This is a genomic window from Sphingobium sp. TomTYG65, assembly GCF_055395525.1.
The window spans coordinates 1,462,605-1,488,709 of sequence record NZ_AP027330.1; the positions used below are offsets into that span (position 1 = coordinate 1,462,605).

20 protein-coding genes are annotated in these 26,105 nt (G+C 59.5%); 10 read left to right on the top strand and 10 right to left on the bottom strand.

The annotated features are described in order from the left end of the window. Window positions 1-48 precede the first annotated feature (48 nt). Complete coding sequence (locus ACZ5Y5_RS07275; RefSeq protein WP_464807988.1) at window positions 49-1,452, top strand: sugar porter family MFS transporter; 1,404 nt, start codon at window positions 49-51, stop codon at window positions 1,450-1,452. 336 nt (window positions 1,453-1,788) lie between these two features. On the opposite strand, the gene ACZ5Y5_RS07280 is transcribed toward ACZ5Y5_RS07275, so the two are convergent. Then, window positions 1,789-3,510: an FAD-binding protein gene (locus tag ACZ5Y5_RS07280; protein WP_464807989.1), complete on the bottom strand. Its 1,722-nt coding sequence runs from the start codon at window positions 3,508-3,510 to the stop codon at window positions 1,789-1,791. 142 nt (window positions 3,511-3,652) lie between these two features. Here ACZ5Y5_RS07280 and ACZ5Y5_RS07285 point away from each other — a divergent pair, with 142 nt between their 5' ends. The 3 genes from ACZ5Y5_RS07285 (at window position 3,653) to ACZ5Y5_RS07295 (ending at window position 5,881) form a co-directional block, all read left to right on the top strand. After that, complete coding sequence (locus ACZ5Y5_RS07285; RefSeq protein WP_464807990.1) at window positions 3,653-4,144, top strand: NAD(P)H-binding protein; 492 nt, start codon at window positions 3,653-3,655, stop codon at window positions 4,142-4,144. An 8-nt stretch (window positions 4,145-4,152) separates the two neighbouring features. Then, window positions 4,153-5,106: a hypothetical protein gene (locus tag ACZ5Y5_RS07290; RefSeq protein ID WP_464807991.1), complete on the top strand. Its 954-nt coding sequence runs from the start codon at window positions 4,153-4,155 to the stop codon at window positions 5,104-5,106. Window positions 5,107-5,293: 187 nt separating this feature from the next. After that, window positions 5,294-5,881 (top strand): TetR/AcrR family transcriptional regulator, encoded by a 588-nt coding sequence (locus ACZ5Y5_RS07295; protein ID WP_464807992.1) that lies wholly within the window; start codon window positions 5,294-5,296, stop codon window positions 5,879-5,881. A 64-nt stretch (window positions 5,882-5,945) separates the two neighbouring features. Here the strand turns inward: ACZ5Y5_RS07295 and ACZ5Y5_RS07300 are convergent, their stop codons facing one another. The 4 genes from ACZ5Y5_RS07300 to ACZ5Y5_RS07315 form a co-directional block, all read right to left on the bottom strand. After that, a complete protein-coding gene (locus ACZ5Y5_RS07300) occupies window positions 5,946-8,813 on the bottom strand; it encodes a glycosyl hydrolase (RefSeq protein WP_464807993.1) in 2,868 nt (955 codons plus the stop codon). Window positions 8,814-8,942: 129 nt separating this feature from the next. Further along, a complete protein-coding gene (locus ACZ5Y5_RS07305; RefSeq protein ID WP_464807994.1) occupies window positions 8,943-10,454 on the bottom strand; it encodes a GH39 family glycosyl hydrolase in 1,512 nt (503 codons plus the stop codon). A gap of 60 nt (window positions 10,455-10,514) precedes the next feature. Beyond that, window positions 10,515-12,200 carry a family 43 glycosylhydrolase gene (locus tag ACZ5Y5_RS07310; protein WP_464807995.1) on the bottom strand — a complete coding sequence of 562 codons (1,686 nt, stop codon included), beginning with the start codon at window positions 12,198-12,200 and terminating at the stop codon, window positions 10,515-10,517. 221 nt (window positions 12,201-12,421) lie between these two features. Then, window positions 12,422-14,026 (bottom strand): DUF5597 domain-containing protein, encoded by a 1,605-nt coding sequence (locus tag ACZ5Y5_RS07315; RefSeq protein ID WP_464807996.1) that lies wholly within the window; start codon window positions 14,024-14,026, stop codon window positions 12,422-12,424. A 716-nt stretch (window positions 14,027-14,742) separates the two neighbouring features. Between ACZ5Y5_RS07315 and ACZ5Y5_RS07320 the strand changes: the two genes are divergently transcribed. Continuing rightward, the gene (locus tag ACZ5Y5_RS07320) at window positions 14,743-14,955 is read left to right on the top strand and encodes a carboxymuconolactone decarboxylase family protein (RefSeq protein WP_464807997.1); all 213 of its coding nucleotides are present in this window, start codon (window positions 14,743-14,745) and stop codon (window positions 14,953-14,955) included. Between the two features lie 283 nt (window positions 14,956-15,238). Here ACZ5Y5_RS07320 and ACZ5Y5_RS07325 read toward each other — a convergent pair whose 3' ends face one another. From ACZ5Y5_RS07325 to ACZ5Y5_RS07340, 4 genes are all read right to left on the bottom strand, one after another. After that, a complete protein-coding gene (locus ACZ5Y5_RS07325; protein ID WP_464807998.1) occupies window positions 15,239-16,759 on the bottom strand; it encodes an MFS transporter in 1,521 nt (506 codons plus the stop codon). 426 nt (window positions 16,760-17,185) lie between these two features. Further along, window positions 17,186-17,995: an SDR family NAD(P)-dependent oxidoreductase gene (locus ACZ5Y5_RS07330; RefSeq protein WP_464807999.1), complete on the bottom strand. Its 810-nt coding sequence runs from the start codon at window positions 17,993-17,995 to the stop codon at window positions 17,186-17,188. 62 nt (window positions 17,996-18,057) lie between these two features. Further along, entirely contained in the window at window positions 18,058-18,855 is a 798-nt protein-coding gene (locus tag ACZ5Y5_RS07335) for an SDR family NAD(P)-dependent oxidoreductase (protein WP_464808000.1), read from the bottom strand. Between the two features lie 272 nt (window positions 18,856-19,127). Then, a complete protein-coding gene (locus ACZ5Y5_RS07340) occupies window positions 19,128-20,021 on the bottom strand; it encodes a phytanoyl-CoA dioxygenase family protein (RefSeq protein WP_464808001.1) in 894 nt (297 codons plus the stop codon). 296 nt (window positions 20,022-20,317) lie between these two features. Between ACZ5Y5_RS07340 and ACZ5Y5_RS07345 the strand changes: the two genes are divergently transcribed. The 5 genes from ACZ5Y5_RS07345 (at window position 20,318) to ACZ5Y5_RS07365 (ending at window position 25,335) form a co-directional block, all read left to right on the top strand. Then, window positions 20,318-21,385, top strand: coding sequence for a hypothetical protein (locus tag ACZ5Y5_RS07345; protein ID WP_464808002.1), 1,068 nt, complete (start codon window positions 20,318-20,320; stop codon window positions 21,383-21,385). Window positions 21,386-21,560: 175 nt separating this feature from the next. Next, window positions 21,561-24,095 (top strand): TonB-dependent receptor, encoded by a 2,535-nt coding sequence (locus ACZ5Y5_RS07350; RefSeq protein WP_464808003.1) that lies wholly within the window; start codon window positions 21,561-21,563, stop codon window positions 24,093-24,095. 42 nt (window positions 24,096-24,137) lie between these two features. Further along, on the top strand, window positions 24,138-24,542 hold the full coding sequence (locus tag ACZ5Y5_RS07355; RefSeq protein ID WP_464808004.1) for a VOC family protein: 405 nt from the start codon (window positions 24,138-24,140) through the stop codon (window positions 24,540-24,542). 26 nt (window positions 24,543-24,568) lie between these two features. Next, window positions 24,569-24,901 carry an SDR family NAD(P)-dependent oxidoreductase gene (locus tag ACZ5Y5_RS07360; protein WP_464808005.1) on the top strand — a complete coding sequence of 111 codons (333 nt, stop codon included), beginning with the start codon at window positions 24,569-24,571 and terminating at the stop codon, window positions 24,899-24,901. Then, the gene (locus tag ACZ5Y5_RS07365) at window positions 24,850-25,335 is read left to right on the top strand and encodes an SDR family NAD(P)-dependent oxidoreductase (protein WP_464808006.1); all 486 of its coding nucleotides are present in this window, start codon (window positions 24,850-24,852) and stop codon (window positions 25,333-25,335) included. Before ACZ5Y5_RS07360 ends, ACZ5Y5_RS07365 begins: the two co-directional genes overlap by 52 nt. 76 nt (window positions 25,336-25,411) lie before the next feature. Here ACZ5Y5_RS07365 and ACZ5Y5_RS07370 read toward each other — a convergent pair whose 3' ends face one another. After that, the gene (locus tag ACZ5Y5_RS07370) at window positions 25,412-25,993 is read right to left on the bottom strand and encodes a nitroreductase family protein (RefSeq protein ID WP_464808007.1); all 582 of its coding nucleotides are present in this window, start codon (window positions 25,991-25,993) and stop codon (window positions 25,412-25,414) included. Window positions 25,994-26,105 lie beyond the last annotated feature (112 nt).

The following is a 26,105-nucleotide window of genomic DNA, read 5'->3' on the forward strand; positions in this document are numbered from 1 at the left end:
AGCGACAAGTTCGTCATGGTAGCGCTCACAATAAGGAGGGGTTCAGCTATGCATCGGGCTGCGCAGGAGCGCGTCAATCTGGCACTGATCGGTCGTCTCGTCGCTGTAGCCACGATCGGCGGCTTCATGTTCGGTTACGATTCCGGAGCCATCAACGGCACGCAGGAAGGGCTGCGGCACACATTCGGTCTCAATGAGGCCCAGCTCGGACTGACCGTGAGCGCGCTGCTTCCCGGATGTGCGCTGGGGGCATTCCTCGCCGGCCGCTTCGCGGACATTTGGGGACGCCGCACGGTGATGATTGTGGCGGCGATCCTGTTCATCGTCAGCGCGGCTGCTTCGGGGGGCGCGTTCAGCGCCACAGTCTTGGGGATTGCGCGCTTTTTCGCCGGCATGGCGGTTGGTGCCGCGAGCGTCCTTTCACCAGCCTATATCAGCGAGGTGACTCCCGCGCATATCCGTGGAAGGCTATCGAGCATTCAGCAAGTGATGATCATATCGGGTCTGACGGGAGCATTTTTTGCCAACTACTATCTCGCAAACATAGCTGGGTCGTCACTCGGCACAGCGTGGGCCGGCCAGCCAGCCTGGCGATGGATGTTCTGGGTTCAGGCGCTTCCCGCCCTCTTGTTCCTGGTCGCCTTGTTCGGAATTCCAGAGAGCCCGCGGTTCCTGATTGCCAAAGGACGGCTGCAGCAAGCAAGACTGGTGCTCGACCGCCTTCTTGGACCGCAGGCGGCTGCTGCCAAGATGGATGAAATCGGCGCGTCGCTTTCCCATGACCACCAGCCAAGTCTCGCTGATATCCGGAAGCCAGGCGGCGGTTGGCGGAAGATTGTCTGGGTTGGCATTGGCCTTGCCGTGTTCCAGCAACTCGTGGGTATCAACGTCGTCTTCTACTATGGCGCAGTGCTGTGGCAGGCGGTGGGTTTTACAGAAAGCGACGCTCTGAAGATCAACATCGTTTCAGGCGCCGTATCGATCTTGGCCTGCCTGGTTTCGATCCTGCTCATCGACGGAATCGGACGCCGGCCACTGCTTCTGATCGGCTCCGCGGGTATGACGGTGACGCTTGGAACATTGGCATGGTGCTTCAGTAACGCAGCCATGGTCGATGGATCCCTTCGCCTGCCCGAGGGATTGGGGCTTGTCGCCCTCCTCGCCGCAAACATCTATGTCATATTCTTCAACCTGAGCTGGGGTCCGGTAATGTGGGTCATGCTCGGAGAAATGTTTCCGAACCAGATGCGCGGCTCGGCGCTTGCGGTGGCTGGCGCGGCACAGTGGCTCGCAAACTTCCTCGTAAGTTCAAGCTTTCCTTGGCTGGCGAAGAATATCGGTTTGCCCGTCACCTATGGCGCCTACACAGCCTTTGCCCTGCTTTCCCTGCTGTTCGTTCTGATGACGGTTCAGGAAACCAAGGGGTTGGAGTTGGAGGCCATGCAGGGCTGATTTACGAAGTGGCGCGGCACGTGCCGCTTGGGCTTGGCTGCCGTCGCGAACGCGCAAGTGCCCATCACTTCTCTCAGAATATAAGCGCTACTGCATATTAAAGACACAGCAGCCTACGACAGGCTGAGAGCGACATCATGTCAGTACGCCCCGGGCCGCCGTGCAGCTCGGCCCAGGGCGTAGCGCCGACGGAGCGAGAGGCTCTCGCTCTGCGGACACAATTCATGCCGACAGTGATCGAAGCGATTCGACGAACCCCAGCATACACAGTTCAGCAATTAAGTAAACGACATCGGAGCATTAGGGCAAGCTTAATGTATGTGCCGCAGGTGGCGCTCAGTCTGGCCCTGCCAAGGAACGCGCAGCCCTCCTTCCGGAGAAGATGCAATCTGCAACCGACAGACCGCTCACATATATGTTGGAGCAAATCCCGATCGCGTTCCGGCCAGCCGCATACAGTCCCGGGATCGGTTCACCCTCCCCGTTCAGGACCGCGCCGCTCGCCTCCTGCACCTTGAGCCCGCCGAGCGTCAAAACAGGCAGGAAACCCAGCTTTGCATCGATAGACATGTTGATGGCGTGGAATGGTGCTTTGAGGATCGGCACGACATCTTCCGCCCCCTTGCCGAACGGATCGGGCGCACTTGTTTCAGCCAGTCGGTTGTAGCCGATCACCGCTGCCTCAAGACCGCTCGCATCGATCCCGCACTTTCTGGCGAGACTCTTGATCGAGCGTGCCTTCTTAGACCCTAGGAGCATCGCCGCGAGCGCCGGATAGCGCTGAAACGCTAGGATCGATTTGCTCTTCGATTGAAGCTTGGCCTTTCGAAAGCCTTCGTCATCCAGGATGATCCAGCACACGCCTTCATGATCCTCGACCATCGGCGTCCCGATGGACGCGCCATAAAGCATCTCGTTCACATATCGATGCCCCTGCCGGTTGACGATCATCCCTTGCGCCCAAGCCATCGGCGGATTGATGAAACGCCAGGCGCTGACGTGGCTCAGGCGGGCAACGTTGCCACCCGCGCTCTGTCCCAATCGGATCCCGCTTCCATCATCCCCGGGGGTCCCCAGGGGCATCCCCTTCAGATATTTGGGCGCATATTGGGCAACCATGTTCCGGTTAAAAATGAACCCGCCCGCTGCAAGACATACACCGCGTCGGGCGCGGATCATGCGGGCGACGCCTGCCTGCCGCTCCAGTGCCCGCGCCTTGCCGAACAGGCGCGATGCTAGGCGAGAGATGATGGGAGCACCCGGCATAGAGGGCGGCAAACGCAGTATCATTGCCGTTGCGCGGCGCATCAAGGCGTCATAGCGCTTCCCCTCGATCGTATCGGCCGGCATCTGGACTGCGACGACGCCGATGACGCGCCCCCTGCCATCCATGACCAGTTGCCTCACTCTCGTCCAGGGCAGGCATTTCACGCCTGCGCGATCCGCTGACTGCCTCAGCGGATCATAGAGGCCTTTTCCATATCCCATCGGGGCGTCCAGCTTTTCGACCAGGGCGCGATGACCCCTTGCCGCAGGTTTCGCCACCGCCCTGTAATTGGGCGCGAGACTATTGTCCGAATGGTAGAGGGAGTAGTCGGTGTGCGGGTAGCTGGTCTTCTTCTTATAGACCCGCCCTGCAAAGCGGACCCCATGTCGGGCGAGCCAGCCAGCAGTTTCCGCGCTTTCCTCGCAGAAGCGCCGCAGCGTATCGTCACTAACCACGCCTTGCGTTTCCAGGCGAAGATAGTTGAACATGTCGTCTACGCTATCGTCGACGCCTGCTTCCAGCTGCGCTGGAGTGCCGCCGCCTCCGTAAAAGATGCCTCCATTGATGCGCGTGGCCCCTCCCCCGTCGGCACGATCGATGGTCATGACTGAAAGCCCCTCCTCCCGCGCCTGGATCGCTGCGGCAACGCCAGCGCCGCCATAGCCGACGATCACCACATCTTCCGCGCCGTCCCATGCGACGGCGGCGACATCCTCGATCACGAGCGGCGCTTCCACCTCGCTATTCCAATGAGGATCGCCGGGGCGAGGTTCGCTGTGCGGGCTGGTCATGAATGGTCTCCTGGATCCGCCGCACCCTATAAATGGACATTGATGTATATTTCAATTGGCATTCTCAGCAGACCGCCTTAAGCCGCGCCAACGCAGAACAGCGAAAGGAACGAAAGTGGCAGGAACTGGAAAGCTTGTCCTGGTGACGGGCGCGACAGGCAATATGGGCAGAGCGGTCGTCGATGAGCTGCTACAGATGCCCGGCGTGACGGTTCGCCTCCTCGTCCGCCCGGAAGAGAAATCTCATCCTGTCATTCGCCGCCTGCAAAAGCAGCATAGCGTGGATTATGCATGGGGCGACCTCACTGACGCCGCGTCGATCGATCGTGCAGTCGCGGGCGTAGACATCGTCCTGCATATGGGCGCGCTGGTATCGCCGCTCGCCGATGAACTTCCCCCGCTGTCGTCGAAAAGGTCAATGTCGGCGGCACGCAAAACGTCGTCAACGCCATCAAACGCCAGCCCAATTCTGCTCATGTCCGTCTGGTCTATATCGGCACCGTCGCGCAGACCGGCAGCCGCAATCCACCCATTCATTGGGGCCGGACGGGCGACCCCATCTGCATCGGCTATAATGGACATTATGCAGGGACAAAGGCGCGGGCGGAAGCAATCGTTGCCGAATCCGGGCTGAAACAGTGGGTGTCGATCCGCCAGACCGGCATGGCCCATTATGACATGTGGAAGACCCAGGGACCGATCATGTTTCACAATCCTCCAAACGGGGTGATGGAATGGTCAACCGTGGAGGATAGCGCGCGGCTGATGGCCGCCCTTTGCGGAGACGGCATACCGGAAGATTTCTGGCGTCACTTCTACAACATCGGCGGCGGAGAAGCGGCGCGGCTCGTCAATCATCAGTTGATGGTCAGGATGATGACCGCCATGGGCGTCAGCGACTTCCGCCGTGTCCTCGATCCCAAATGGCTGGCGACGCGCAACTTCCACGGGCAATGGTATCTCGATTCCGACCGGCTGCAGGAACTGGTGCCTTATCGCCGCTTCTCGATCGACGATTTCTTCGCCGAACTTTCGCGCCGCATTCCCTGGCCCCTGCGTACCATCATGCGGTTGTTCCCATTCCTCGCCCGCAAGCAGATCCGCAAAGTAGCCGAAGGCCCAGGGGGACCTGTCACCTGGCTACGCACCAATGATGTGGAACATATCAACGCCTATTTTGGGTCTCGGGAGGAATGGGAGCATATTCCCAGCAGCTGGGACGATTTCCCCCTCGCGCAGCCTTCGCGCGAACCCGTTGGGCTCGCCCATGGCTATGACGATGCGAAGCCGAAACGCGAGTGGACGACAGATGATCTGACCACAGCCGCCCAGTTCCGCGGCGGCAAATGTCATGCACCTGCTCTTGACGATCCGTTCAGGCCGGTGGAGTGGGAATGCAGTCTGGGCCATCAATTCTCGATGTCGCCCAATCTTTATCTGGCGGGTGGCCATTGGTGTCCCATCTGCCAGACCGACATCGCCAGCTATCCCAAGGTCGCAGCGTCAAATCCCTTTTTCGCGCAGGTGTGGCCGGGGCCATCCGCTCATACATCGGCAACCCCCACGCAGTCCTCGATCGACTGCAAAACCCCATGAGAAATCTTATCTTGCTTTGCGCTGCGCTCGCTGCATGCCGATTTGGCCGGACTGAAATAGAGGCTGGTTCTGCAGCGGCAACGGCGTTGCCATAGCAACCATCCCGCATCACAAGGTGATGATGGCACGCCGAACCACTAGCCCTGCGAAACTGACTTTAAAAAGGGGCCGCCCTACCTCGACAGAGATGGCCCTGATCGAGCAGGCGATCCTTTCGACAGCGAGAAGCATGTTTCTGGCCGATGGCTTCGACGGCGTGTCGATGGAAAAGATCGCGGCGGAGACCGGCATCACCCGCACAACACTTTACAGCCGTTATCCGACCAAATCCGACCTGTTCCGCTCAGTCGTCAGGGAGACTATCGCCCGCTGGTACGCGGCCTCCCGCGTCCAAACGACGGGTGACGTCAAAGACATAGGCGAGGTTCTGCGCCTGCGCGTAGCGGACATGGCTTCGCTGCTCGTCGATCCGCTGTTCCGCGGACTTCATGCACTGATCCTTCTGAACCGCCATCGCTTCCCCGACCTTGCACCCCTTATGCATGAACTCGGTTATTTGAACGCGGTTCGGCTGCTGACGCAAGACATCCGAGCCGCCGCGCAACGGGACGGCATCCCAGTTTCGCAGCCGGAAGCCGTGGCTGAACATATTCTGACCGCCGTACATGGCTGGTTCTTGCAATATGATCTGGTCCGCGAGCTCGCCGCAAAAGACATCGAAGCGCATGGGAGGAAGGTGGTCGATCTCATGCTCCTCGCCCGCGACCGCTGGTGATTCGCGGCGAACGCAGCTACGGCCAATAGGAGCGCGCGACGGGAGACCCCGCTCGCGCCTGTGATCACCGGCTCGCCTCCAGCCGCCCTGTGGCAGCCCATCCCGCCGCGACCGGTTTCAATTTTTTGAATGAAGGAGTGCCCGGATCGATCATTCCGTTCTGCGGCACATTCGCCACCGTTACCTTGAGCATGTTCGGGCCCGGGCGCAGCGCATCCGTGACATCGATGCGGAACGGAGCCGCGATGACGGGAGGAAAAGTGCGTCCGTTGATCGTCACCGTTGCCATGTCATGCACCTGCCCCAGATCCAGACTGACGCGAGTGCCTGGCTTGAGCCACGATGGATCGATGCTGATCAAACGACTGTAGATGGCTTCCCCAGAGAAGCCGGCCAGCTGAGGCACCTTGCTCCAGTCTTGCAGCGCGACCTTGCCGAAATCATGTGCGTAGGGCTTGCGGGCCACATGACCGGACACCGACAGTGCCCAGCCTTCGGCGGGCAAGGCTGCCGATCCCACTACATCTGAGGCCGCGACGGACTGCGCACGGGTTTTGGGATCAAGAATGAGAAGCACGCTCTCGCCAGCGGAAAGCGACAGAGGCACCTGGGTCATGTCTGCCGCAACAATGGCGGCCACGGGCTTTACGCTGCCGTCCATTGCGTCCCAGCGCGTGACGCCGCCCACACCCGGTAGGGACACCGTGAGACTCCGCGCAGCATCCGCCCGATTGTGAATGAAGGTGACCCGTTGCCCATCCACAATGCGCTGGACGAAAACAATATCAGAAGCATCGCCCTCGAAACGCAGATTGCCTGCGACGCCTGCTGCGCGGATCGCCTCTTGCAGCTCCGCTGCAGGGACGATCTTGGCGCCCGCCTTCGTCGCAGCAGCCACAGCTTTCTTCACGCGAGCATCGCGCGCCTTCGCGTCGGCCAGTCCTTCATCGCGGCGGGGTGCGTGATCGGTGAAGAAAACTGGCAGGCCCGCCTTGGCAAAGCCTGCTATCGCTTCCATCGTGTCGGCCCGAATGCCGTCGATCGGCGGCAGCACGAGTACGCCATATTCGTGCCCGCCCTTGGATATGAGCCGGCGCGACCCGACCCTCGCCTGCGCTATGGAGTCTGGATTGATCCGGTCGAAATCATATCCGGCGGCAAGAAACGCCTTCTCGCCGGCCTGCTTGCCCGCGCCCCCATCCTCGATACCGATATAATAGCCATAGCGGCCATAGAACCAGGCGACGGGAACGACAGACTTGCCCGCCTGCATGACGGCCTGCAACCGGCCCATATAGGCGGCAAGCGGCTTCATGGCGGGCCAGACCGGGTTGGTCTCATTTAGCGGACCGCTGAAGCCCAGGGAAAAAGGGCTTGGTTGGAAGGCGTGCCAGCCCGGCCAATCCTCGGCGTGGAAACGGTAGTTCATGCCGTGCAGGATCATGCTGTTGACCCCGCCGGCCATGATGAGGTCGATGCGCCGCCTCATCTCGGCCGGGGTCACGCTATAGGCCCGGTCGGGCCACACCAGGCTTTCGGCCGAGATGATGCGGCGTCCATAGAGGTTGGCCGCGGAACGGGCGAGGCGCATGAATAGCGGATCACCGCTGTGAACAAGATCCTCGGTTTCCGGTATGTCGGCAAGCCCATAGCCCCGAATGATATCGAATGCGCCGCCATGCGCCTGGAACTTGGCCTTCAGGCCGTGGGCATGGTTCCACGCCACGAAGGGTTCGATGAAGCCCGCAATCATCATGTCCGACACGGTATGGCGATAATCCGCCCTGACACGTTCTGCCAGGTCGCTGTTCGCCGCTTCGAAATAGGGCGGCGAATAATGCTCGTCCCATGCCTGCATCCAGCCCGGCTGCAGCACAAAGGGAAGATAAGGCGTCAGATCATATCCGCGCCGCTTCTTGAATTCCTCCAGCAGTTTGGGCCCCCACTGGATATCCTGCATCAATTCAAGGGAATCGACGAAGGTCGCACGCATGCCCGGCGGGTTCTTGCCCAGCGGATCACCGGTGCGCGCAGCATGTGCCGCAAATGCTGAAGGATCCGTGTGATCCAGGATCAGTTGCGGTCCCCGTCCGGCCGCGCCAAGCACACTCACGTCGGAAGCAAATTGCCGAAATACGAAGACCTGCCACTCACCAGCCGGCGGCGTCCAATCGAGCGTGCCGTCCTCCCGCAGCTTGTCAGTCAGGACAATGCGGCTGGCTGGATCGAGTGTCCCGGAGGTCAGCACATCACTCCAGGGAGAAATGGTCATCCCGTTCATGCCGCCGCGCTTCTTCAGGTCAGGCGCGCTGCCCTTCATCGCAACCACCGCAACGGTTCGTGCGCGAGCATCTAATCGCTTGCCCCAATCCGCATATTTGGGATCTTTTGTACGCGGATCGAAAAAGTTGAGGGCGCCAAGCCTCTTGGTCCGCTTCGGCAGTTCGACCTTGATCGGGCCGGAAGCGCCGCCCTTCACCGCGGTGTGCGCCATGGCCAACTCCGTGAACGCCTTTTCCGGCGGAATTGCTTCGCCGCCGCCGGACGGCCAGGCAGACCCCAAGGTATAGTCGAGACTGAGACCGGCGCTCTTCGCGGCATCCGCCGCCGCGCGCAGATGCGCGAAGAAGCCGGGTTCGGCATAGTCGTTGACCACCGCCCGCTCCTCAGGGGTCAACGTCACGAAGTTTGGCGAAAAGGATTGCACCTCGGCGCCGCCGAAGCCCGTCTCCTTCATCAGTTGGACCTCGCGGCGCAGTTCCGCATCAGTGACAGCGTCGCCGGGCCACCACCACCGCAGGCGGGGCTTGGCCTCCACTGGCGGCGACTTGAACGCGTCCGACAGGGGATCGGCCCATGCCTGCACGGTCAGAACGGACAAGGCCATTGCAGTGGCGGCCAGAAGCTTTGCCGTTTTCCTCTTGGCGAACATGATCTGATCTCTCTCTCAGCTATTAGCCAGGCGCCATTCCGGCGCAAAATATTCGGCTTAAAAAAATATCGGCGGTAGCCCGCATTCGGCTCGATCAACATTACGGCCGAAAGATTATCCTCCCCAGGATCAGACAGCCTCGATCAGCGCGACGCCCTCTGGCGGAAGATCCAGGGTGATTTCGCCACGGCCATTGAGCGTCCGCAGTTCAGGCGCAGCCAACTCCGCAGACTTGCGGATAGCGTCCATCTGCTCTCGCGTGGGATATTGCGGAGACCCCATGGCTCGCCAGGCAGGATAAGGGGAACCGCGCTCCTGATCGACATAGCTCACCTGTACCCGCTGCCCCGCTGGCGCGCCGCGCATCCTCACGAGCATCGTCTTACGCGCACCTGTCACCTTGCGCTCCCTGCTCGCACCAGGGATGCCTGGCGCCTGCTGCACGTCGGCAAGGTTCCAGACCAAAGCTGAAAACTTGCCGCCGCCCTTCGTCGAGGCCAAAGAGGGTCCCTTGCTCGCAAGTTTGCGATCACCCAACCGATTGAGCAACTTATACGTGTTGAACTCGGGTTTTGCGACACTGCCTCGGGCCAGCATGCCCCAGCCATTCTGCCCTTCCTTGAAGAGCCAGTTGGCGACCATATTCTCCTCATATTCGCCGCTGATCTGCCACTGACCCATGGCACGACAGTGAGGGAGGCTTTGCGTGATAGCGTGCGCGATCATGGCCGGGCTGTCGGATGACCATTCGTTCAGCCACAATTCGGTTCCTTTGAACTTGGTGGCATCGATTTGTCTGCGGGCGAGCGCCACTCCGGCAGGGACGACGTCATACTCCTTGTACTTCGCTGCCTTGCCAAAGATCATCGCCTGATCATCGCCGGGGTAAATGTGGGTCGATACGAAATCGACCGGAGTGCCCGTCTTCTCACAATAGTCCAAAAACTGTGGGATCCACTGGATAGCGGAGGTCGCAGGGCCGCCGATCCTGAGCGACGGGTCAACGGCCTTCACGGCGCGGGCGCTCGCCTTGTAGAGCGCGAAATATTCCTCCTGGGTTCCGGTCCAGAACCATGATTTCAGGTTCGGTTCGTTCCATGCCTCGAAATACCATTGCCGTACCTCCGAGGCGCCATAGCGCTGGACCAAATGGCGCACGAATTTCTCGACCAGTTCTGACCATTTGTCCGGTGACGTCGGCGGGGTGACATTGGCCTTGTAGAAACCAAATTCCTTGGCCCCGCTCGCCAGTGCGCGCGGCATGAAACTCAATTCCACGAATGGCTGGACGCCGCGGTCCAGCAATCCGTCATAAACGGCGTTGACGTTCTGGAAATTGCCGTTCGCGCCGACGCCCATTTCATCGTTGAAGATTCCGTGAAAACGCACGCGCTTCAGACCTGCCTCGTTCCTGAAACGTTCCAGATCCTTGCGCCAGGGCTCCCGCATCGTGATTGCGGCGCGGTCCGATCCCATGACGCGTGACCAGATATGGTCCAGCTTGCCGGTTTCCCGCCGAAGATCGATTTCGACCACATCGCTCGCACCTTCCGCCCATGCTGGTGAAGCCAGCGCTGCGGCGCCAAGCACGCCGCTCAGGGCGGTGAACTGGCGACGTGTCCAGACAGGCGTCTCTTCCATAGGTCTTTTATCCTGCATTTCTGACAAACATAATGAATCTCGAGCGGCGCGCAGACCCGCTCATCGTGAACAGACCGGCCTCCCGCCCCGGGTGATGCCGTTTTCGTTCACAGCATCAATGGTGACGCAGTACCCAGTCCCGATGTTGAGGCTCGCTACTTCGATAGAAGTCTCTCCATCATAAACCTGGTAATTCTGGTTCAGAAGGCCGGGGCGAACACCCATGCGCACGACGTAGAACTCGGCCCCGCGAGCCGCTGTCCATCTGATCACCGACTTGCGGCCGTCGTCACTGTCGCGTTGGAACCACGCCTGCCGCACCTTGGCGGACTTTACCCCTCCACCATTGCCGAAGACGCGCAGATCCGAGAGTGAGAACTTACCACTCTCTGGAGAATGGATGTTGCGAAGCCGAACGTAGCGAGCACGCTCTGGCTTGGGCAGAACCTCATAATCATGAGGGGCATCGGTGCCTATGCGCGAGCGATCGACAGCGGCTTTCCATATCCGGCCATCCAGCGACAGTTCGAGGACATACTTATAGACGTCCGCGCTGATCCCGAGCGCCTTGGCATCCTGATCGGCGAAGTTGATCTGCACCGCCTCGATGCGCTTGGGGGCGCCAAGATCCACCTGGAACCATTCACCTGTCGCGCCGGTCTTGGCCGACCACCAGCTCCGCACGTCCTCGTCCACCGCATCCTTGGCGGAGAAGCCGTCCAGCGTCGAAGAGGCGCTCACGCCTTTCCGGCGCGAGAGGAGCATCCATTCTGTAAGCTTGCGCTTCCCTCCGATGTAGCGGGGATAATCGCTCAGATAGGTGTCGGCGATTACTTCACCCGACTTCGAGAAGCTCGTCGGAAATAAGCCAAGCCGACGTTCGAAAATGTGCCGTTGAGAAATCGTCATCGTCCCCACGTGCCACCACTGACCATCCTTCCCCTGGAAGGTCGATCCATGGCCTGCTCCGGCGATAAAACCGCTGGGCTTGAACGCAAAAGGACTATAATCCTGATAGACGAACGGCCCCATGGGTTTGCCCGCCACCAGGACCCCATTGGCATAGGTTTTGAATTCCGTACCAGGCGCTGAATATTCAAGATAATATCGGCCCTTGCGCTTCGTCATCCAAGAGCCCTCGACGAAAGTCATGCCCTTCAACTTGTCATTCCTGTCTCCAGGAACTTCCCAGCCGCGCTCGTCTGGATTGCGCGACTGGGCGATGTCCACCTTCGCAATCGGCTGAAATGTCTTGGGATCAAGCTCCTCGACGTGGAGCGGCCCCTTGGATGCGAGCCCATGGTAAAGATAGAGCCGCCCATCATCGTCCAGGAACAGGGCAGGATCCTGATAGCCAGCATCGAGGTATGCCGCCACGCGCCAGGTCCCCTTCATTGGATCGTCTGTCACCCAGATGTGCCGGGTATCTTCGCTGGTAGCGAGATACATCTTGTCGTTCATGACCGCGACGGTCGGAGCGAACTTATCGACCGCGTATCCGGTCGGCTCGACGAACTCCCATCGCAGAAGGTCCCTCGAATGCCAGTAGCCGCTCGAGTGCGAAGCAAAAAGCCAATAGCGGCCCTTGAACAGGACAATCGTGGGATCTGCAGCTTCCCGGAAGGACTCCTTGGGCCGCGGCTGAAGCGGACGAAAGGGAGAAGGCTCCTGGTAGCGGTAGGGTAGATCAACCGGGTTCGCATAAGTCGCAAATCGGTCAGCGGTAGCCGCTTGCAGCGGGTGCATGGAAGACATCGCGCCAGTGGCCATCAGGCAGGCGACCCGAGACACCCCCGGTCGAACGCTGGAATAGGGACCTAAAATCGTTCTGACGACGTCATTTGCCATGTTCTTGCAGACCCCCTCAAATTTTCGACGACTTAATTGTGATTAGAAACAGTGTAAATTTTGCCATGTATTGCGCACCGCTAAGGCCGGTGGGGAAATACCCTGCGACAGCGGCCTATTCAGTACGTCGAGAGCTTCACGCGAAGTAGCGCAGGCTGCTCGTTGAAGTTAAACCCATAGGAGATTTGATCACCATTCCAGCGGCGGCTTGCTTGCCAGTGGCCATCGATGAACGTCCCCTCCTCCGCGCTCATAATCTGCCCGTTCACGGCCGGATCGACGGGCGTGAACTGAAAGCGGCTATATTGCCCGGCAACCAGAAATTCATTAGGTCCCAGTTGGGCAACAACACCACCCCCAACGGGCTCCTTCGCCCATGGCGGCGGCTCCTGGTTGGGCCAGGGGATGTCGAAGCTGTTGCGGCCATAGGCGACGGAGATCTTCCAGCTGCCCATGGACGTAGAGTCCTCACCCGCGCTGTTCTTGGCGGTGCCCCAGGTCGAATGCTTGCTGGCGATCGCAGCCCAGTCGCTCGCGATAGGCCGGAACAGGCGGTAAGGAGCGGCGAATGCCTCGATTGTGGCAGCGTCCAACTTTCGCGCGCCGAGCGGGTAGTTGGAGTAGTTGGTGCTATCCATGCCAAATGGCGCCCAGCCGATAGCCCCGCGGCCCAGCGCCGCCCAAAAGAAACGAGCAGCCCAGACCGCGTTGCTCGTCTCGGGGACAAACAGCGCATTGTCTGGCCGCGCATAGCGATCGAGCAAGCCAAGATAGGTTTTTTCGAGCGGCAGGTAGAGGTCAGGACCGATGAGATCCAGCGCAGGCGCAGCCGTCTTCCAGATTGGCAGCACATTCCAATTGGGGCCGCCGCTCGCAACCTGGGCGGCCATGGCAGTGCCCGTCGCGTCGAAGACCGCGGCGTTAGTGTACAGGGGCAAGTTCTTCTCAGCCTTGCCAGCGGCAGCCACTTCCTGCACGAACCGCGCATAGGTCCAGGCGGCAAATGCCTGGTCCGCCTCCTTACCGAACACCTCCGCCCATATCCCCGCCTGCTTTCCTGATGCGCGGCGAATGTCTTCGGGCACCTGCTGGGCGAAAAGCTGCTCGGCTGCAGGCGAATAATCGCGGGCGACGCCGTGGCTACCGATCTCATTTTCGACCTGGACCATGATGACCGTGTGCTTGCGATCGACCTCGCGCAAATGCCGCATCAGCGCCACAAAAGCCTTCCGGTCAGCAGCGAGCGTTGCCTCGCCCAGCGGGGAAAGCGTGTTTGTGGGGCGGCCGTCCCGCTTCTGCAGACGGGGGAAGCGCTTCGTGTCGGCCTTCACCCATTCCGGCGTGTAGGTTGACTCTCCGTTTTTCCAGCTCCCGAACCAAAGCAGCACGACACGCATGTTATTTTTGCGCGCCTGGGCCAGCAGCGTGTCCACCCAGCTATAGTCGAACCTGCCCTCTATAGGCTCAAACTGTTCCCACGCGACGGGCACTTCGATCGTATTGATACTGAGCGCCCTCATCACCGGCCAAACCTTGGGGAGTTCCGAGGGGTAGTTGCTCGAATTGTGCACCTGGGCGCCGAGCATAAGATAGGGCTTGCCGTCCACCAGCAAGGCATGACGCCCGTCTTCCGAGCGCAGGCGTGGTAACTCACCCGCCAGGGCCTGCCCAGCCAGCCCTACGCCGCACAGCATGAGCGTCAGGAAACGAACAGAGTGAGCCACATGATCTCCATCTCTCAATATTGCAATCTCAGGAAGGCGCGCAGCCAGAACTTGCACCGCTTTAGCGCCGTTTCAGCTTGGCGTTTCCTTGAACCGAGGCAGAACGTTTACAGTGAGGAAACCCCGACGCCATGCCTGCACGTGCCCCTTAGCCCACTAGACAGCGCATATACGCATTTTGGCATAAAGTAAACATTATCGTTGCATTTTTATGATGACTTTCCTCCTCGAGGTTTCCTGTTCGCTCCTGAGCGTCGTAGATTCTTGGCCTCACTGAGCGTGACTCGCAGGTCCGCGGTCGATGACCACCCCTTCTATTTGGCGCTCGTCGCCATTAACGCCGCGACATCGCCAGCGCTCTCAGCCTCTAGTCCGCTGTTGCTAGAAGAGGTCGTTCAAAGAAGAGGCATCAAATCCTTCATCTCTGAAGCGCAGTCGCATTCTCGAAGGGTGACGGTCCGCCATGACGAGGACAGCATCATGACAGAGACGGCACGTTTGAACTGGTCCGAAGTCGCTCCCGAAGGCGCCAAAGCGCTCTTTGGGGTCCATCATTACGTGACAAAGAAGACGGATCTTTCCGACGAGTTGATCCACCTGGTCTTCCTTCGAGTATCGCAGATCAACGGCTGCGCCATTGCATCGACATGCATACCCGCGATCAGTTCAGGACCATGCCGGTTGACAAGGTTGCGCTGGTAGCCGTCTGAGCGGAGGTGACGCACCTGTTTCCCGATCGAGATCGCGCGGCGCATGCCCGGGCCGAGGAAGTGACGAACGTCAGCACCACCCACGGCTCCGACAATGCCTATGAGGCCGCGGCCTTTGCACCGAAGGACCTGGTCCATCTAACGCTGGTCATCGCGGCGATGAACGCATTCAATCGATTAGGCCCGCAATTCCGCCTCCCCGTTGCAGCAGCGCCATGAATGCACAGAGGCGGGCGCATATCCTTGCTCCCGCCCCTGACAGCAGGCGACCACATTCGGTCGTAGAAATTGCTTCGAGGAATGTCGGGTCATGACGAAAACTGTCGATCAGCCTGCACGGTCGTCGGTGTGACGATGAGCTGCCACATATCGGACCGGACGGACGCCACGATTGGCTAGAACATCGCGTTAGGCTGCATCACAGCGGGTCCTGTCCCTGAGCGGGGATGATCGTGCCGTGCCTGTATTCTATCAAGTATCCGATCCCGGCCAGGGGTTGGGATCAAACATCTCCGTGCGCGGTGGCGCCCTCAATCGGTTTGTAGTGCCTTAACGCCACAAAGACGGTGATGCCTACTAACCCGAAGGCGAGCGCACCGGTCAGGAGAACGGTGGAGTGGGCGCTGGAGAATGCCGCGCTGATCGCCCCTTTTAGCACATTGTCGTCCAGTCCAATGCTTCGAGCCGCGGCGATCGTCTCTCCTACCGAGCGGGCCGCGCTGGATGGCAGATGTCCGACGAGGTGGTCGGGCAATCGGAGCGAATTCGCGTAACTGGAAGACAGCAGCACGCCGAAAAGCGTGATGCCCAGGCCAGCGCCGAGCTCGTAGCCGGTGCCTTCAAGAGAACCTGCAACGCCAGCTTTCTCAGGCCTCACGCTGCTCATTATCGCCAAACTGGATGCTGTAAGGCCTATGCCCAAGGTCAAGCCGAGGAAGAACAGTAGCGCAACCACACCAGCTCCCGCTGCGCCGAAGTCGCTTACTCCGAGCCCTGCAAGACTCGCGGAGGAAATAAACAGAGAGAACGCCGCCACTTGGCGCAGGCCGAAGATGCCGACCAGATACCCGACGACCGGACCGCCAATGGCCGACGCGAGGATCAGCGGCAGCAGGAACAGTCCGGCCTGCAGCGGAGTAAGGCCAACTATGAACTGCAGTTCCTGCGCGATTGTCATTTCGATGCCGGCAAGCGATCCGGACACGACCATTGCAGTAACCACCCCCATACTGACTGCGGGAGTGGAGAAAAGCTGCAGATCCAGCATAGGATTGCGGCTGCACAGTTGCAGGCGCACGAACCAGCCCAGAAGCCCAAGCCCCGTTCCGGCAGCCAGCCAGCTCGGGCCTGGGCGGCTGTCCACGTTGAAGCCTGACTTAATCGCAAAGATCGTGCTGATAAGTCCGAGAAGGAAGACCAGTGCCTGCCCTAGCTGCCACTTCCCCTGAACTTCCAGTGTGTGGCTGGGCAGGGTGACGTAGGCTAGCAACCATACCGCAAGTATGACAGGAACGTTGATCAGGAAAACTGCTCCCCACCAGAAATGCTCAAGCAGCAGACCGCCAGCAAGAGGACCGAGAGCGGCACCGGCAGACGCCACGGTGCTCCAGAGACCCAGTGCGAGTCCCATTTCCTCGGGACTGTCGAACGTCTGCCGGATGATCGCGAGCACGTTGGGCAGCACCATTGCGCCGCCGACCGCCAACAATGCACGCGCGCCGATCAAGACCTCTGCAATCGAAGCGTACGCCGCGATCACGGATGCCATGAGAAACGCGGCCAGACCGCTCAACAACAGGCGACGATGTCCAACGCGGTCGGCCAGAGCGCCCATCGGCACAAGAAGTCCCGCCATGATCAGCGGATAGATATCAATGATCCACAAAATCTGACTACCGCTGGCATTAAGCGCTAGCGTCATCGGGGGAACCGCGATGTGCAGGATCGTCATGTTGATGGCTATCGGGAGGAAGGCCAACAGAACGGCTGCAAGGATGAGCCACCGGCTGAATTGAGTAGTCATGACGTTGAAGATGTACCTAATTCACTTGGAGGTCTCGGGAAGGTGACTGCATCTGGTGATCCCGCTCGTCACCGCGTCGACAAATAGACAACGACAGCTGCGCAATATCGCGCGCGTCTGTCGCACCGTAGAGAACAACATCTGGGATAGGAAACACTTCGCCGAAGGCAGACATGCGCCATATTCGTGCGACGATTCGTCTTCGTACTGAAGCGATCTTTTGCACGTCGTTCGGCACAGACGCGATAGCCATTCGATCATTCGCAACGTGTGCGCAGTTGCAGGCCTACACAATCGAAGCATTCTGTCGTCATCTGTCATCTCTTCCGTCCCATCGCGGGTGGCGGCGACTAGGGCTGTGCATGTTATAGGTTTACGAACTACGCAGTCTGACGGAGATTCAGCTATGAACTGGATCGCCATAGGCTACGGCTCACGAGCGACATCGTTGATCTCAAAGAAATCAGGCGCATTGAGCATCTCGCCATTGGCGAAGCGACCGGCGCTCGGATTCGTCGCTAGCCATGTGATTGTCTGAGCAGTTTCCTCGGGGCGGCGAGCAGGATGTCCTTCACCGATCGTGGCGGCTGCTTCACTGCCCCAGCGCGCCTCCATGCTGTCGGTGAAGGTGAATTGCGGCTCGACAAGAAAGGCGAAAATTCCGTCTGGCCCGTGCTCGTAATTTATAAAGCCGGGAATGCGGTTCAGTGCCGCCTTGCTCGCGCTGTAGAGCAATCCTGCGCCAACCGGGGGCGGCATCACCGCGGCGCCGCTGGTGACGAAGACGATGCGGCCACCGCCATTGCGCGCCATGTGCACGATTGCCTGCCGGCTGATATACATTTGATTGACGACGCTGCCGGTAAAATTATCCTCTGCCTGCTGCATCGTAAAGTCCGCAAGCCGGTCCATGATGCCCGGCCCTTGATAAATCGCGTTGTTAACGAGCACATCAAGACGCCCGAACTGTGCGATTGTCGCGTCAAGCGCAGCATCGATTGAGGCGCGATCAAGCAAGTCGAGCTTGACGCCAAGCGCCACACCTCCTGCGGCTTCAATCGCTGCAACGGTCTCCTCAATGCTGCCTGGAACGAACTCGCCATCGCCGACCGACCCCTGCCCCGCTTGCAGAGTGCGGCCGGTCACAACGACGGAAAAGCCGTGAGCGGCCAATGCCAGCGCCGTAACCTTACCAATGCCCCGCGTGGCTCCTGTAACCAGTGCGACCTTTTTCATCGATTCTCCTGTATCTACGGTGCGTTTGGCATCGTGAGCCAACAATTTTCAAAAATGTGCGCTCATGCGTCCGGCAACTCAGGTGCCCAGGCGACGCCGTTGATATGGCCCCCGCCATCGACGAACAGCGTGTTCCCAGTGAGGTACCGAGCATCTTCGCTGGCTAGGAACAGGGCAACGCCGCCGATATCGGCTTCCGGATCGCCCATGCGGCCCATGGGATTGGCAGCGGCCGCCGATGATGCGGCGGCAGGTTGCAGTTGCTCGAACTCGCGGAATGACGCCGAAGCTGCTGCAGGGCAAATGATGTTCGCGCAAATACCGAAGCCAGCCCATTCACGTGCCACTGTTCGCGTCAGCGTCCGAAGCGCTTCCTTTCCCACATTGTAGTCGACCGTGCCGACATGCGCGTTGACGCCATTGAGCGAACATATGTTGATGATCCGGCCCCAGCCTTTGGCCTTCATATGCGGAAAGGCTCTATCCATCGCCCATTTTGGGCCAAAAAGGTTGATCGCGAAAGATCCATGAAAATGGATGTCGGACATTGCTTCCGCGCGCGAGAATGTCCCACCACTATAAGCATTGTTCACCAGGATATCCACGCTGTCAAAGCGGTTGACAGCGGCGTCGACCGCCGCTTCCATCTGGCTGCGATCTGTGACGTCGGTGCGGATGAAATCAGCTTGGCCTCCGCCCGCGCGAATAGCTGCAGATGCAGCCAAGCCCTTCTCTTCGCTGAACTCCGCGATGATCACCGATGCGCCGGCACGGGCAAGGCGCTTTGCAATACCCAGTCCGATGCCATCTCCCCCGCCGGTGACGATTGCTGCTCTGCCTTCAAGTCGTACATCCACCATCAATCTGTCTCCATAGTAAGGCGTGGCGATCTCCCCGTCACATTCGCAGCAACGCACATTCCGCAGCAGCTTGGCGCACGGTGTAAATTCTCCCAACGGGAGGATCTAAATTACTCCAGACTGGCTTGCAGGCTCAACCAATCAAAGTGAACGGTTATCTTTAAATCGTGCGTGCAGCCCCGCCTTTATCGAATGTGGTCAAGGCTCGTCGCTGCGCATGCTAACGATGGCACAACTGCCTGCCCGATTTGGTGGACTGCTGCGCACGGTATTCAGCCAGGTTCAGCAACGGCATCGGTCTGCGCCATTTCCGGGATTTCGCGAGGCCAGCGGCCAAGTGCAACCTCGGGCGGCACGATATCGCTAAACTGGTCCCTTTTCCGAGGGTCCGTGTAAAAACCCAGAGAGTAGTTACCGAATGAATATCCTAATAGATCCGTCAGTTCTTGGTCGAAATCTTTCGCAATTTCGGGCGGACACGAGAGATACTGATTTTCCTCCTGCCGCAACCAGCCGAGCGTATACGTAACGTTCAACGCCTTTCGAGGGCCCTTGCTGCGATTTTCACCGCCGCCATGGATGACGGTGCCGTTATACAGCAGGACCGACCCCGCCTTCATCACGGCCGGGATTGCCTCGTCGCGGCGAGCCTGGCGGCTGAAAGGCCATTTATGGCTTCCCGGCACGATGTTGGTGGCGCCATTTTCAGCAGTGAAATCTTCCACCGCCCAAATTCCATTGCATTGCGGCTCGATACCTTCTGGAATCACACCGCCGCTGTCGTCGCCCCCCCATACAAAGCGGTCGCGGTGAAGTGGCTGCGCGCCCTGTCCGGGCATGATAGTGATGAGCTGCGTGATGTTGAGCTGGATCTTCGAGCAATAAGGGCGGAGCGTGGCGTTCGCTGCGCCGACGATCAGGGGATTGATGGCGATCTTGCGCACTGACGCACAGCGCGCGATCAAAGCGCCCGTCCGCTTGGTCTTGCGACCGGACCAGTCATCCAGGCCATCGGCCGTCTGCTCGATCCAGGGCGCCGTTTCTTCCTGCAATTCCTTCAGATCTTCAGGAGAAAGCACATCGCGGATGATGCAGGCGCCGTCCCGCTCCATTGCGGCGACTATTTCTTCGACGGTGCAATCGCGATCCAAGGTTTGAAGGCCCATGACATTCCTTTCTGTCGCAGTCGCCCACCTGGCGACCAGCTATCGATGACAATCCTGACTCTTCTTATCGCCAATAGATGACGGTCGTCAACATTCTAAATTGGTGCAGAAATGACGGGCGCGCTATCCACCTGACGCGCTATTTTTCTCACAAAAGAGAACCGGAAATGCGAAACCGTTGACGATCGTCAACTTATGGTCCAGCTTTATCATCGCCAGCTGATCGACTCGGGCTTGCTGCTACTTTGCCATGCGCGCTGGGACGATCGCCGCTTCATCTAATCGAGGAGGGACCGATGACCACTGATCTTGCCGACCAATTCCGCCCCGTTGCGCCGCCTTACGTCGTTGAAAACGCCTATACCGACGATCAGTATAATCGCCTTATCCATGTCGTGCGTGACCATGGGCCTTGGCCGCTCATCCTTGCTGAAAACTTCAAGTCTCCCGAAGAAGTGATCGCGACGACTGGCGGCGCTATCCCTGAAGGCGTGACGCTGACCTGGGACATGATCCTAAATGGAACATTCAGGGGATATTTTGCGCGGGGGGGCGTCTGCTTTTATCCTGAAGTCGAAGATTGCTATTATAATTCTAAGTTTCTCGACATGGTGCGCAAATATTGGGGGGCGCAATATGCGGAACCCGAAACCTTCTTGTTCAACCTGCAAGGTCCGACGCCGATCGGCGGCCCGCCGCATCTCGACGGCACCGTTTTCCGCGGCATGACGATGGAAAATACGCCCCTTTGGCTGCTGCTCATCATGGCCAAGTCAGGGCTGTTCCGCCGTTGGCAGAGCAAAAAGGCTCAGGTTACCGGCTGGTACTATAAGGGCAAGATTGGGGGCGGGTTCAACTATTGGCCGGACGGTCCGCGGGGCGAGCCCCGGCAGGTTACCGCGCCGATGTGGGGCCGCGCCGTTGTCGCTGAAAACGAGATGATGTTCCACCATGCTCAGGCGACTGGCCCTGTGGATATGCGCCGTCCCACAGGCCTCGACATTTCCAGCAAGATCGGCGTCGACCCGACGGTTGAAGGCGGTTGGCGGATCGAAACCTTTGGCGAGGTCACGCAGCAGATCCCGCCGCAGGAAATCCGCCTGCTCGTCCACTGGGGCGCGCGCGTGTTCATGGACATGGCGGACCTGAAGCGGACGTTCGACCATACCGACGACATCACGCACGAGCAGGCGCTGAACATGCTGCTGGATGACCTGCGCAAGCGGAAGGTGCCGTTCGAAATGCCAACCGATCCCATCAACGATCGGGCGTTCATCGGCATGCTCAGCCAGGCCTATGCGGTCGACGGGCCGACCAATGTCCCGGCTGATGTAAATGAAGTTCTGGCCGCCGAGGGCGACTGAGGAAAATCAAAGCGGGAATGGCTGGCGGATCGATCATCGACCGCCAGTCCTAGCATAAATCGCGGACACGTCGTCCGGGGGCATGCCTCATCATGTTCAATAGACACCGGCCAGTCGAGCCGATGCTTTCCTTTTTCACAAAGGGTTAAGTCATAAACCAAGGGGGATTTTTGCGATGCTACGATCCGTGCAGAATGGTGTTCTTCTTTCCACTTCCGCGATGGCGGCGATCTGGATTGGCGGTCCGGCCCAAGCTCAACTTTCGCCATCATCTGCCGCCGATGCCGCCGCGCCATCACCGGCCAACGAAATCGTCGTGACCGCGCAGCGTCGCAATGAACGGGCGCAGGACGTCCCGATCTCCATCACCGCCTTCTCTCCCGAGCGACTCCAGCAGCAGGGAGTTACGCAGGCGCAAGATCTTCAAGCAACCGTGCCGTCGCTGGTCGTCGGCAATAACGGCAATCCGTCACGCGAAGCGCAAAGCTTCACGATCCGCGGTCAGGGCGCGACGTTCCAGGCATCCCCCGGCGTCGTCGTCTATCTGAACGAAGTGCCGCTCCCAGCCCCGATTTCGCTCCCGCAACAAGGCGGGCCGGGCAATTTCGTGGACCTGGAAAATATTCAGGTGCTCAACGGCCCGCAGGGCACGCTGTTTGGGCGCAACACGACCGGCGGCGCGGTTCTGCTGGTTCCGAGGAAGCCGACGAACGATTTTGAGGGATATGTCCAGGCCAAGATCGGCAATTACGACAACAGGGAGCTTGAGGGCGCGCTCAATCTTCCCGTCATAGAGGACAAGGTCCTTCTGCGGGTTGCCGGAGCCTATCAGGATCGCGACGGCTATACCCACGATGTGGTCTGGAACACGGATCGCGACAATCTGCATTGGTATTCTGGACGTGTAGGATTGACGCTCAAGCCATCCGAGGACTTCGAAAACTACACCATGGCGTATGGTGCCTATTCCCGGACGCATGGCACCGGCCTTGTCAGCACGGACATCAACATTGCCGGGCTCCAGTCGCTCACCGACGCTGCGGGAAACCCCACGCCTTTCTGTTATGAAGGGCCGACGATTCCCAGCGCAATAGCATCATGCGACGTGTATCGCGCTTCGGTTGCCGAAGCGGCCGCGCGGGGTCCGCGCGAAACCGCGCACGGCGTCGCTTCCTTTCAGAAGACGAAGACTTGGGGCATCACCAATACATCCACGCTCGACCTGACGGATGAGCTTACAGTCCGGAATATCATCAGCTACCAACGATTCTGGACCAACTACAGCATCGATAGTGACGCAACAGTTTTCCAGTTTGACGATGGCGATCCCCGCAATTATCCAGCTCTAGGCCAAGCGTTCGTGCCGGGGGATGGGACACCGATCACCTATCTCAACGCAACCGCAGCACGCATTCCCCGCGACGACCTGAAAGTCTTCACCGAAGAACTACAGCTGCAAGGCAATCTTTTCCACAATCGGCTGACCTTCACGGCGGGTGCATTCCTCTACGACCAGCGCCCAGTTGGCGAGCAGGGCGCCGGCACCGTCGGCTTCTGCCCGGCCGCGTTCACCGGCAGCGATGTCGCGTGCAGCGGCTATGACATCAGATACGTGATCGCCAACCGGTCAAAGGCGCTCTACACGCAGGCGACGCTGGATCTCGGCCTGGTCACGCCCGCGCTGGAGAAGCTGAAACTGACAGGCGGATATCGCCACACCTGGGACAGGATTACCGGCTCATCCAACTATTACCTGGCTTTCCCCGGCGGCGCGTTCTGCCTCGCCACCAACGCGATCGTGGCTGACCAGAGCCAATGTGGCTTTGAAGCCACGCTCAAAACCAATGCACCGACCTGGAATATTGGCCTTGATTATAGAGTGTCGCGGGCGCTGCTGCTGTATGGAAAGATCAGCCGCGGTTACAAGGCAGGCGGCGTCAATGCGAACGCGGTGTTTGACAACACTCGCACCTTCACGCCGGAATATGTCACCTCTTATGAAGGAGGGTTCAAGTCGGACCTGCGCATCGCCGACATGCCTCTTCGCCTGAATGCAACCTATTACTATCTGAACTACCGCGATATTCAGCGCGCGACGGGAGACTTCAATCCCGCGACCGGCGCTGGCGGCGCGCAGATCCTGAGGGCAAACGCCAGAATACAGGGCGTCGAGGCGGAGGCGTCCTTGCGCCCCTTCCCTGGTCTCGAAGTCGGCGGCACGTTCAGCTACACGGACGCCAAATATAAGCGCTACGACTATCAGCCAAACATCCCGGTTCAGGATTGCACTGGCAATCTCGTCAATCCGGGCGGCACGGCCGTTCTAACTTGCCTGCCCTTCCAATATGTTTCGCCTTACATCTACAGCGTGCATGTATCGGCAGAGCGGCCGCTAGGCGGCAACCTCGGCACGATATCGATGTTCCTCAACTATGCGCACACTGCCTCGCAGCACACCGAAGCCACGGTCGTTCCGGCCAGCATGAAGCCGGGCGAGAAATTGGCCGCATTCGGGACGCTTAGCCTGTCACTCGACTGGCACAATGTCGGCGGCAGCCGCGTCGACATTGGTCTTTATGGCACCAACCTCACCAACAAGCTGTATCGGGTGAGCAACAGCAACACCTATTCATCCCAATATTACAACGCCACTTTGTATGGCGAACCCAGAATGTACGGCCTCCGCCTGCGCTATGCTCTCGGTGGCTGATCCATCCCAATCGACCGTTCATCACATCAAGGAATAGAGCATATGTCCACAGGTTCAGGTGGAGCGATCCCGCTGGCTTTTACAAAGTTGATCGTTGAAAACGCCGACCGCATGGCGCGCTTTTATGCCACGTTATGCAGCCTGGAAGAGGAAGGGCGCGGCGAAGACCAGATCGCCGGTCGCCCCATCCAGGAAATCTATTTCCGTTCCGATCCGCCGGGCACCGGGCGTTTCACGCTGACGAAGTTCCTGGATGCGCCAAGGTCTGCGAGCGAGGCCGTGATCCTTGGCTTCGTGGCCGCAGACATCGATCGGTTCGTCGAAATGGCGCAGTCAGCAGGGGCGACACTCATCGAGCCGGTGCAATCCCGTTCAGACCATGGCGTGAAGGTTGCTTTCGTGAAGGACATTGAAGGCAATCTGATCGAGGTGGTCCAACTCCTCTAAAAGGCGGTGCAGGCCGGAGGCTGATCATGGATTTAGGACCGAGAGGCAAGACTGCCGTCATCACCGGCGTTACCCTCGGCATAGGCCGGGCCATGGCCAAACTGTTCGCGGCGGAGGGCGCAAAGGTCGCGATTTGCGGCCGTGCTGCGGATCGCGTGGCAGGCGTGGTGAAGCAGCTGGAAGCGCACAATGTCGAGGTCTTCGGAGCAGCGGTTGACATCGCTGATGCGCAAGGCTTGCAAACCTTCATTCATGAGGCCGCTGCCGCCCTCCACGGCATTGACATATCGCCAACGCCAGCAGTCTGGTGCAAGGCAATGGCGAGGCTGAATGGCGCAAGGCTTTTGAATCGGACCTGATAGGCGCGGTGAATGCCGCAGCGGCGGTCTGCCCCTATCTAGAGGCTGCCGCCGCCGCAAAGGGCGACGCATCGTTCCTGGCCATTTCGTCGATTGCGGCGACCGAGGTGGGCGCGCCCAGCGCCTATTCGGCGATGAAGGCTGCGCTTACCAACCTGACAAAGGGATTTGCTCGGGAATATGCGCCCAAAAAGGTCCGGTTCAATTCCATATCCCCGGGCCTCATTTATGATGAGGAAGGCAGCTTCGGCCGGATGCGCGTAGAGAAGCCCGACTATTTCAACGCGATGCAGTCAATGATCCCGGTCGGAAGGATGGGCGCGCCGAACGATGTCGCTGCGATGGCGCTGTTCCTGTCGAGCCCCTGGTCGAGCTTCACGACCGGCGCGAACATCGTCATCGACGGATCGATGTCCACCCGGGTGAACTTCTAGAAACCTCCCTGCTCCTGCCGGATCATGGCCCTGCCGGTGCGATGTCGTTCGTCCGGCCCTTGTCCCATCCCCTGCATCAGCCGCGGAAGCTGCCTGGGTAGGCGATCTCGTCCAGCGGCTTGCGATCGCTCGGCACCTCGCGCGCCTGCAGCTTTTCTGGCAGCGTGCCAGGATCGCCCCGACGTCCGATCGCCGCCGCCGCCTCGATCCTGAAACCATCAGGAATCACCAGCTCCGTCCTGGTCCTTTCCATGTCGATCCCCACGATTCCGTGGGCGTGATAGCCGAGCAAATGCGCCTGAAGCGCAATGCCGGCCCAGGCCGCGCCTGCATCGAAGCTGTGCGAATGGCTCGGCTTGTCCAGCGCGCCCATCGCCGTTTCGCTCAGGATGAACAGCAGGACCGACGCGTCCTTTGCCCAGATGGCGTTGAACGGGATCAGGAGCTCGAGGAAACGCTGCCAGTTTTCCGCGTCATTCCGGGTTGCGTAGAGGAAACGCCAGGGCTGATAGTTAAAGGATGACGGCGCCCAGCGGCCCGCATCCAATATCGTGCGCAAGTCTTGCGCACGCATGTCCGATCCGTCGAATGCACGGGGCGACCAGCGGTGGAGGAACATCGGCTCCAAGGCGGTATCGGTCTGCCGGTGTGTCGTCATGTCAGTCACTATCCTCCAAAATCCGTTGCGCTTTCGCGGCGAGGCAACGAAAGGCTTGACTAAACGTTGTCATCTGTCAACTATTCTACTGAGTTGAGAGAGCATCTTTCAT